This window comes from uncultured Salinisphaera sp. (assembly GCF_964012375.1).
Taxonomy (GTDB): domain Bacteria; phylum Pseudomonadota; class Gammaproteobacteria; order Nevskiales; family Salinisphaeraceae; genus Salinisphaera.
Map to the genome: position 1 here is coordinate 1 of NZ_CAXGSH010000126.1, position 7,734 is coordinate 7,734.

The 7,734-nt window shown below is 58.3% G+C and carries 6 protein-coding genes; all 6 read left to right on the forward strand.

Annotated features, from left to right (window positions below; all coding sequences use genetic code 11):
• Positions 1-569, forward strand: a 569-nt coding sequence (locus ABNU97_RS16300; protein WP_348767730.1) for a TolC family protein, incomplete at its 5' end; no start/stop codon positions are given.
• Positions 566-1,912: an efflux RND transporter periplasmic adaptor subunit gene (locus ABNU97_RS16305; RefSeq protein WP_209064694.1), complete on the forward strand. Its 1,347-nt coding sequence runs from the start codon at positions 566-568 to the stop codon at positions 1,910-1,912. The genes ABNU97_RS16300 and ABNU97_RS16305, both read left to right, overlap by 4 nt.
• 9 nt (positions 1,913-1,921) lie before the next feature.
• The gene (locus tag ABNU97_RS16310; RefSeq protein WP_209064692.1) at positions 1,922-5,026 is read left to right on the forward strand and encodes a CusA/CzcA family heavy metal efflux RND transporter; all 3,105 of its coding nucleotides are present in this window, start codon (positions 1,922-1,924) and stop codon (positions 5,024-5,026) included.
• 14 nt (positions 5,027-5,040) lie between these two features.
• On the forward strand, positions 5,041-5,394 hold the full coding sequence (locus ABNU97_RS16315) for a P-II family nitrogen regulator (RefSeq protein ID WP_209064690.1): 354 nt from the start codon (positions 5,041-5,043) through the stop codon (positions 5,392-5,394).
• Entirely contained in the window at positions 5,387-6,295 is a 909-nt protein-coding gene (locus ABNU97_RS16320) for a cation diffusion facilitator family transporter (protein ID WP_209064688.1), read from the forward strand. The genes ABNU97_RS16315 and ABNU97_RS16320 overlap by 8 nt, the downstream gene beginning before the upstream one ends.
• A gap of 26 nt (positions 6,296-6,321) precedes the next feature.
• A complete protein-coding gene (locus tag ABNU97_RS16325; protein ID WP_209064686.1) occupies positions 6,322-7,347 on the forward strand; it encodes a tetratricopeptide repeat protein in 1,026 nt (341 codons plus the stop codon).
• The last annotated feature ends 387 nt before the right edge of the window (positions 7,348-7,734 follow it).

Genomic DNA, 7,734 nt, shown 5'->3' on the forward strand with positions numbered 1-7,734 from the left:
GCGCCGTCGAGCGGCGCACGGACTTGCAGGCCGCTGCGTCGCGCGTGATTGCCGCTCGAAAGGAATTGTCGCTCGCCAATCGCGAAATCATACCGAACCTCACCGTGTTCGGTTTTTACCGCGAGGAAGCGGGTGGTCGTGACAAAGGTGGCTCGGATATCACCGGCGGCGGTGTTGGTTTCGAGCTGCCGCTGCTGGATCGCTATGAAGGCGAGCGCCAGATTGCGACCGCTGATCTAGCGCAAGCACAGCTCGATCAGGACAACCTTCAGCGCGAGGTTCGACTGCAGGTGCTTTCGGCCATCAGTGCATATGACGCCGGGCGCGAACGAGCAGATGCGCTAAGTGATGCGGTTTTAGAGGCCGCGGAGAGTTCTCTGGAGCTCACCCGACGCTCATTCGCAGCCGGCAAGGTGGGGGCAACCGCGATTACCTCTGCGCAGAACAACCTTTTTGATGTGCGCCGCGACTACCTCGACGCGCTTGGCGCGCTGGTTACGGCCGGCACCGATCTAGAGCGCGCCACGGGTGGTTTGCTCGTGATGGACAGCCGCGGAGCATCGCAATGAATAGACAGAAATCCATGAGGCACATCCGAATCCCCGTTCTACTGCTCGCTGCGATTTTCTTGCTAACGGGCTGTAACTCCAACAGCGGCGACGCCGAAGGGCCGCAGACCGCCGGGTCGGCGCAAGCGCAAGAAAGCGATCATGCAGATCACGACGAAGCCCGCCACGAAGGAGAGGAACACGGCGACGCCGAAAAAGGCGCACACGAATCAGCTCAGGGCGAAGGCGAAGGTGGCCACGAGGGGCACGGCGAAGAAAATCCGGATCGCGTCAAGCTTAGCGCCGAGCAATTTGAGCAATTGGATATCGCCACCGGCCCGGCAGAGAGCGGTACGGCGAACGCGTCGATCCAAGCCCCAGCGACTCTGCATTTCGATGCTGACCGCGTCGCTCGTGTGGGCCCGCGATTGCAAGCCAAGGTGGTCGAGGTATCGGCGGATCTGGGTGAAGCAGTATCGCGCGGTGAAACGCTTGCAGTACTCGACAGTGTCGCTTTAGGCAAGGAAAAGGCGGCATATCTCACCGCGGCCGCGCGCTTCAACACGCGCCAGGCCGCCTATGCGAGAGACCGCAAATTGGCTGCGGATCAGATCGTGAGTGATTCGGATTTGGCCGAGTCTCGTGCCGCATACGAACAAGCCAAGGCCGAGCGACGCGCCAAGCGTGCTGAGCTCAAGCTCTACGGCCTAGACAATGCGGCGGTCGACGCCATTAGCAGTGGCGGGGACGAGCCCTTGTCGCGACTGGAACTTTCGTCGCCACGCGATGGCGTCGTCGCGAAACGCGACTTGGTCGCCGGCCAAACGCTGAGCGCCAACGAAACCCCGATCCATGTCGTCGATAACACGCGAATGTGGTTGATGATCGATGTGGCCGAGCAAGCCTTGCCGGTGTTGGAAGCAGGCCAAAAAGTGCGCTTCACGGTGCGGCCACTGCCGGATGAAACCTTCGTGGGCACGATCGACTGGATCTCGCCACAGCTCGACGAACAAGCCAGAACGGTACGTGCCCGCGCTGTCGTCGAAAATCCCGACGGTTTGCTTAGAGCCGGCATGTTTGCAGACGCCAACATCGACGCCGGGGCGTCTAGCGGTGAGCGCTCACGTATTGCGCTCGTTCCCGTGGACGCGGTGCAACAAATCGGTGAGCGTGAAGGCGTATTCGTGCCCGCCGACCATGAGGGTGCTTACACGTTTCGACCGGTAAGCACCGGCGCAGAAAACCAAGGCCAGGTAGAAATCCGGGAAGGGATTCGAGCTGGTGACACCCTGGTCGTGCGCGGCGCATTCGATCTTAAAGCTGCTCTCACCGCCGGTGGCCGTAGCGCCGCACACAGCCACTAGGAGGGCGTCATGATTAACGCAATTATTCGCCTGGCGATGGCGAACCGGCTCATAGTGCTCGTCGCAGTTTTCGCGCTGGCTATCGGCGGCTATTTTTCGCTGCGTGCACTACCCGTGGATGCATTTCCGGACGCGACGCCGGCCCTCGTGCAGGTATATACCGCTAGCGAAGGACTGTCGCCGGTAGACATTGAAACACTGGTCTCCTATCCGATCGAGATCAGCATGTACGGGCTGCCGGGCCTCGAAAAAGTACAGTCCACGTCCATCTTCGGGCTATCGCGTGTGGACGTCTATTTCGAAGACGGCACGGATATCTACTTTGCCCGCCGGCTCGTGAACGAGCGGCTATCGGAGGCGCGTCGCAATATCCCCGAAGGTCTAGGCGAGCCGCAGCTCGGGCCCATTACGACCGGGCTCGGCCGAATTCTCATGTATTCGGTCGAAAACGAGCCCGGCGCAGATTACTCGCTTACGGAAAGACGGACAGCGCAGGACTGGCTGATCAAGCCGCAGCTGCGAACCGTCGATGGTGTCACGGGCGTGCTCTCGATCGGCGGTTACGAAAAGCAATACCAAGTGCGCTTGGACATGAGTGCCATGACCGCCCGCGGGTTGACCCCGGCGGATGTGCGCCAAGCGCTGGAGCGCAATAATCGTAACGTCGGTGCCTCGTTCATCGAGCGCGGTGGTGAGGAATACATTATTCGCGGCTACGGCTGGGTGTCGTCGGGCGATCAGGGTTTGTCCGATCTGCGCAACACCCGTGTCGGCACGCGTAATGGCCAGCCGGTTTATATTCAGGACATCGCCGAAGTTGGTTATGGCCGGGCAATTCGACGCGGCGCGGAAATCGCTAACGGCGAGGAATCCGTTGGTGGTTATGTTCTCAAGCTGATCGGAACGGATACACAGCGTGTCCTCGAGGATACCAATGCCAAGCTTGATGAAATCAACAAGTCGTTGCCCGACGGGATGGTCGCCAAGGTCTACTACTCGCAGGCCGAACTGGTAGACAAGGCAACTAGCACGGTCGTCGAAGCGCTGTTAATTGGCGCTGTACTCGTACTTGTTTTGCTGTATCTGTTCCTCGGCAACGTGCGGTCAACGCTTATTGTGGTGTCGAGTGTGCCGCTATCACTGCTCGTGGCATTCATCGCAATGCGCGTGTCGGGCTTATCCGCGAACTTGATGAGCCTCGGTGGCCTAGCAATTGGCATTGGCATGATGGTCGATGGCTCGGTCGTGATGATCGAAAACATCTTCCGGCATTTTGAGGAACGTGACCTTAAAGCCGCGAGCATGTCCGATCTGGTCGGGGCCGCGGCGCGTGAAGTCGGTCGGCCGATCGTGTTCGCTGTCGCGATTGTGATCCTCGTGTTCCTGCCGTTGTTCACGCTCCAGGGTGTCGAGGGCAAACTGTTCTCGCCGATGGCCTATACGATCAGCTTCGCGTTGGCCGCAGCGCTGTTGCTATCCCTGACGCTGGTTCCCGTGCTGGCCGTGCTGGCATTCCGACGGGTGACCACGATGCAGGAACCACGGTTCGTGTCATGGATGAAAGCGGGTTATCGGCCGATGCGGGATGCCGCGCTTAAGGCTCCGGTAGTCGTAGTGGGAACGGCGGTCGTGTTGTTCATCGCCAGCCTCGCTGTGTTTCCGCAGTTGGGTACGGAGTTCATCCCGACCCTGCGGGAAGGCACATTCATGGTTCGCTCCACCCTACCGCCCGGGGCGAGCCTGGATTCCGCGATTGCATACGGTAAGCGGGTCCAGGATACGGTCGGCGAGTTCGAAGAAGTCACCGGCACTTATTCGCGTGTCGGTCGTGCCGAGGTGGGCGGTGATCCGGAGCCAGTCAACGTCGTCGCAACAACGATCAACCTGAAACCTCTCGATGCCTGGCAGAGCGGACGCTCTTACGAGGCCCTTCAGAACGCGATGTCCGAACGGCTCGCAGCGCGTGTCCCCGGGTTGGCGAACAACTTTTCCCAGCCGATCCAGCTTAGAACCGACGAGCTGCTCTCAGGCGTTCAAGCACAGCTCGTCGTAAGTATCTTCGGTGACGACCTCGACAAGCTTGCCGAGGTCGGCCAGCAGGTTGCAGAGCTGGCGCGCAACACCACTGGCGCCGTGGACGTGCGAGCCCAACAGCAAGGCGGCAAGCAGCAGGTCGTAATAAAACCGGATCGCGAGGCCTTGGCACGCTACGGGATCAGCGTGGACGATGTGCTGAACACCGTGTCCGTCGGCGTCGGTGGCGCCTCCGTTGGCCAGGTCTTTGACGGCGTGCGGCGGTTCGATATTTTCATGCGTCTGCAGGCGAACCAGCGCGAGCGGATCGACGCGATTCGCAACTTGAATCTTCGAGCACCCGACGGCGCATTGATTCCGTTGTCTCGCGTGGCGAATGTCGAGGTTTATACCGGCCCCAAGCAGATCTCCCGCTCCAACGCCAGCCGGCGCCTGTACGTGCAGATGAACGTACGCGGTCGCGATATGGGCGGCGTCGTGAATGACCTGCGTGCCGGCATCGATCGCGAGATCGACATGCCCCCCGGCTATTTCGTCGACTTCGGCGGCCAGTTCGAGAACCAGCAGAGGGCCATGAAAAGGCTTTATCTCGTCGTGCCCATAACTATGGCGCTGATATTTTTGTTGCTCTACAGCGCATTCTCGAGCCTCCGCTATGCGGCGCTAATCTTCTTGAACGTGCCGTTTGCAATCATCGGCGGCATTTTCACGCTGTGGATATCCGGGCTGTATCTATCCGTCCCCGCTGCGGTGGGCTTTATCGCCGTGTTCGGCGTGGCCGTTCAAAACGGGGTAGTCCTGGTTTCCTATATCAATCAGTTGCGTGATCACGGTATGGAGCTTGATGAAGCGGTCAGCACCGGCGCAGAACATCGGCTGCGACCCGTACTCATGACGGCCCTAACAGCGATTCTGGGCTTGATTCCACTGCTCATGGCCAACGGTATTGGGTCTAACGTGCAACGGCCTTTGGCTGCGGTAGTCGTTGGCGGGCTCGTGACCTCAACGCTCCTGACGCTATTGGTTTTGCCGGCCGTGTACCGCTGGTTCGCCGAACCACGTCGCGAAGTAGAGCTATAAGAAGGAGGCTGACCATGAAAGAAATCAAGGCTTATGTACGAGAGGTCATGCTCGAACAGGTGATGTCAGCCCTGGCGGACATTGACGGCATACCCGGGATTGCTGTGGTGCACCTGCGTGAATACGGCCATGTCCAAGACGGCGGATTGGAGCGGGTCAAAATGGCCAAGCTCGAAATCGACGTGCCGGAAGCCCTTGCAGATAGGGTGGTTGACGCGATCGTGGCAAGTGCGCGTACCGGTGAAGGCCATCTTGGTGATGGGAAGGTTTTCATCTCGGACTTGCGGGATGCCATTCGAATCAGCGACGGACAGCGCAATGAAAACGCCGTTCGCCACTCGCCGAAGGCAGGAGATTCAGATGAGTGAGCACGACCACGGCGGTCATAGCCACGGGCATGCCAGCGGTAAGCTACTGATCATCTCTCTCGTTTTCACGACCGGGTTCGCGATTGTGGAAGTGATCGGTGGACTCTGGGCCAATTCATTGGCCCTGGTCGCTGATGCAGGTCATATGATCACCGATTCCATGTCTCTCGGCATTGGGGCATTCGCTGCGTGGCTGAGCCAGCGGCGTGCATCGACAAAACACACGTATGGCTATGCCCGCGCCGAAGTTATCGGGGCGTTGGTGAATGTCCTGTTCATGCTGGGCGTTGTCGTTTGGATTGTCGTAGCCGCTTTCGAGCGGCTTGCAAACCCACAGGAAGTAGGTGGAACCACCGTCATGGTGGTTGCCTTTATAGGCTTACTCGTCAATATCGCGGTCGCGTGGATTCTCATGCGGGGCGAGAAAAGCATGAACGTGCGTGCCGCGTTGTTGCACGTGATGGGTGATCTGGCGGGCTCGGTCGCAGCGTTGCTGGCCGGGCTAATCATCTATCTCACGGGATGGCTCCCGATTGATCCGCTGTTGTCACTATTCATCAGTGTGCTGATCGGCTTTGCGAGCATTAACGTTCTACGTGATGTTCTACGCGTCCTTATGGAAGGCACGCCCGGTCATGTCGATATCGATAATCTGAAGCGCGCTATGGCAGAGGTCGAGGGTGTTGTGGAGGCCCACCACATTCATGTTTGGTCTCTCTCATCGAGCCGACATGCGTTATCGGCGCAAATAAAGCTCGACCAGATCGGACAGTGGGAAGAAGTTCTCCCCAAGCTGCAAGAACTGCTGCAGCGGGATTTTGGTGTCGGACACAGCACATTGCAGCCGGAAACCAATCAAAACGCTAGCTCGCATCTCGCGGGGCCTGCAGCACGCCGCTAGATTGCGTAGCGTTAACGGTGGTAACCATGGCAAAGAAGTGTGAAGTTGTTCGGGTTGTTATTGCCATATTCGCGAGCTTACTTACTCTGGACCATAGCAACGCTCTCGCGGTCGAAATTACTGCTACAAGCGAAGTGATCCGAGAGCGTTTTGAGTCCACCCTGCAGCGCGCGGAGCGTGGCGACCCTAACGCACAAAATTCAGTAGGCGGCGCATTGGCTGTGGGAGAAGGCGTGACACAGGACGCCGCCGCGGCGTATCGCTGGCTGCGCAAGGCAGCTGAGCAAGGTCATGCGGCTGCCCAATACAATTTGTACCTTTTGTTGCGCCAAAGCCCTAGTCTTGGGGAAAGTTCGGAGGCTGCAATGCAATGGTTGCAAAAAGCGACCGACCAAGGAGTTCTTCCTGCACAATTCAGTCTCGCAGAACTCTATCGCAAAGGTAGAGAAGCTCACGAAAATCGACGTGAGCGCACCGCAATGTATTACTTGTTGGCTGCAAAGCAGGGTTTTGCGGCCGCGCAGTTTTATACCGGATGGTGTTATGAAAAAGGCATTGGAGTGCTCCAAAACGACGTCGAGTCCACTCGGTGGTACTTGAAAGCCGCGACGCAGGGCCACGTCGATGCCCAGATTAACTTGGCGGTGAAGTACGCCCAGGGCAGGGGCGTTGATAAAAGCCTGACGCAGGCTCGGCGATGGTTTAAGCGCGCAGCAAGACAGAATTCTGCGGTCGCTCAGTACAACCTTGGTAAGCTGTACCAGCGCGCGCAGAGCGATGAGGTCAATCTCGTCGAGGCCTACGTGTGGGTTTCATTAGCAGCAAACAAAGGGCTAGAAGCGGCTTTAAAAGAGCAGGCGCTCCTCCTGAGCTTAATGTCCGACGAGCAAATCAAACGAGCCAAAACTCTAATTGCTGACCGGAGCGAGACGCTTGATCTGAATGAAGCTCATGATCGCCAGGTGGCAAGTCGGCGTAGTGTAGGAGCCACAAAACCAATATCAGGACTCGAAGCGTTCGTGCCTGAGCAGGCCGAGGCTTTCGAAGACTAAAAACCGGTTAATGCCACCACTTCTAGTCGGGTGTTTCATCGGCCAAATTAGAAGTGTTACGCCTTGTGCCGTTCGAAACGCGTGCGACCGTCGAAATGTTCTGAAAGAACAAGTCATTTGGCAAATCTGCTCAGAATAGGCGATGTCGGCATCCGCATCGGCTCACTTTTCCGGCCGAGCACCGTGCGAACACTCAAAGGCTATTTCAGTAGCTGCCTAGGGAATTAGGGTCGCTTGTGACAGCATCCGCCAGAGAGGATCCGCCAAGCCGCCCAGAGCGACGGTAAACGACGCACATAAGAAGACAGAGAGTGCCGCCCAGTAGCCGAGTGTGTGCATGGGCCGTGCCGGCTCGGCGAAATATACGGGTGCCAACACGCGTAGGTA

Excerpts from the sequence above, each read along its gene's own strand:
- ABNU97_RS16305 (WP_209064694.1), top strand. The coding sequence starts at position 566 with ATGAATAGACAGAAATCCATGAGGCACATCCGAATCCCCGTTCTACTG.
- ABNU97_RS16310 (WP_209064692.1), top strand. The coding sequence starts at position 1,922 with ATGATTAACGCAATTATTCGCCTGGCGATGGCGAACCGGCTCATAGTG.
- ABNU97_RS16315 (WP_209064690.1), top strand. The coding sequence starts at position 5,041 with ATGAAAGAAATCAAGGCTTATGTACGAGAGGTCATGCTCGAACAGGTG.
- ABNU97_RS16320 (WP_209064688.1), top strand. The coding sequence starts at position 5,387 with ATGAGTGAGCACGACCACGGCGGTCATAGCCACGGGCATGCCAGCGGT.
- ABNU97_RS16325 (WP_209064686.1), top strand. The coding sequence starts at position 6,322 with ATGGCAAAGAAGTGTGAAGTTGTTCGGGTTGTTATTGCCATATTCGCG.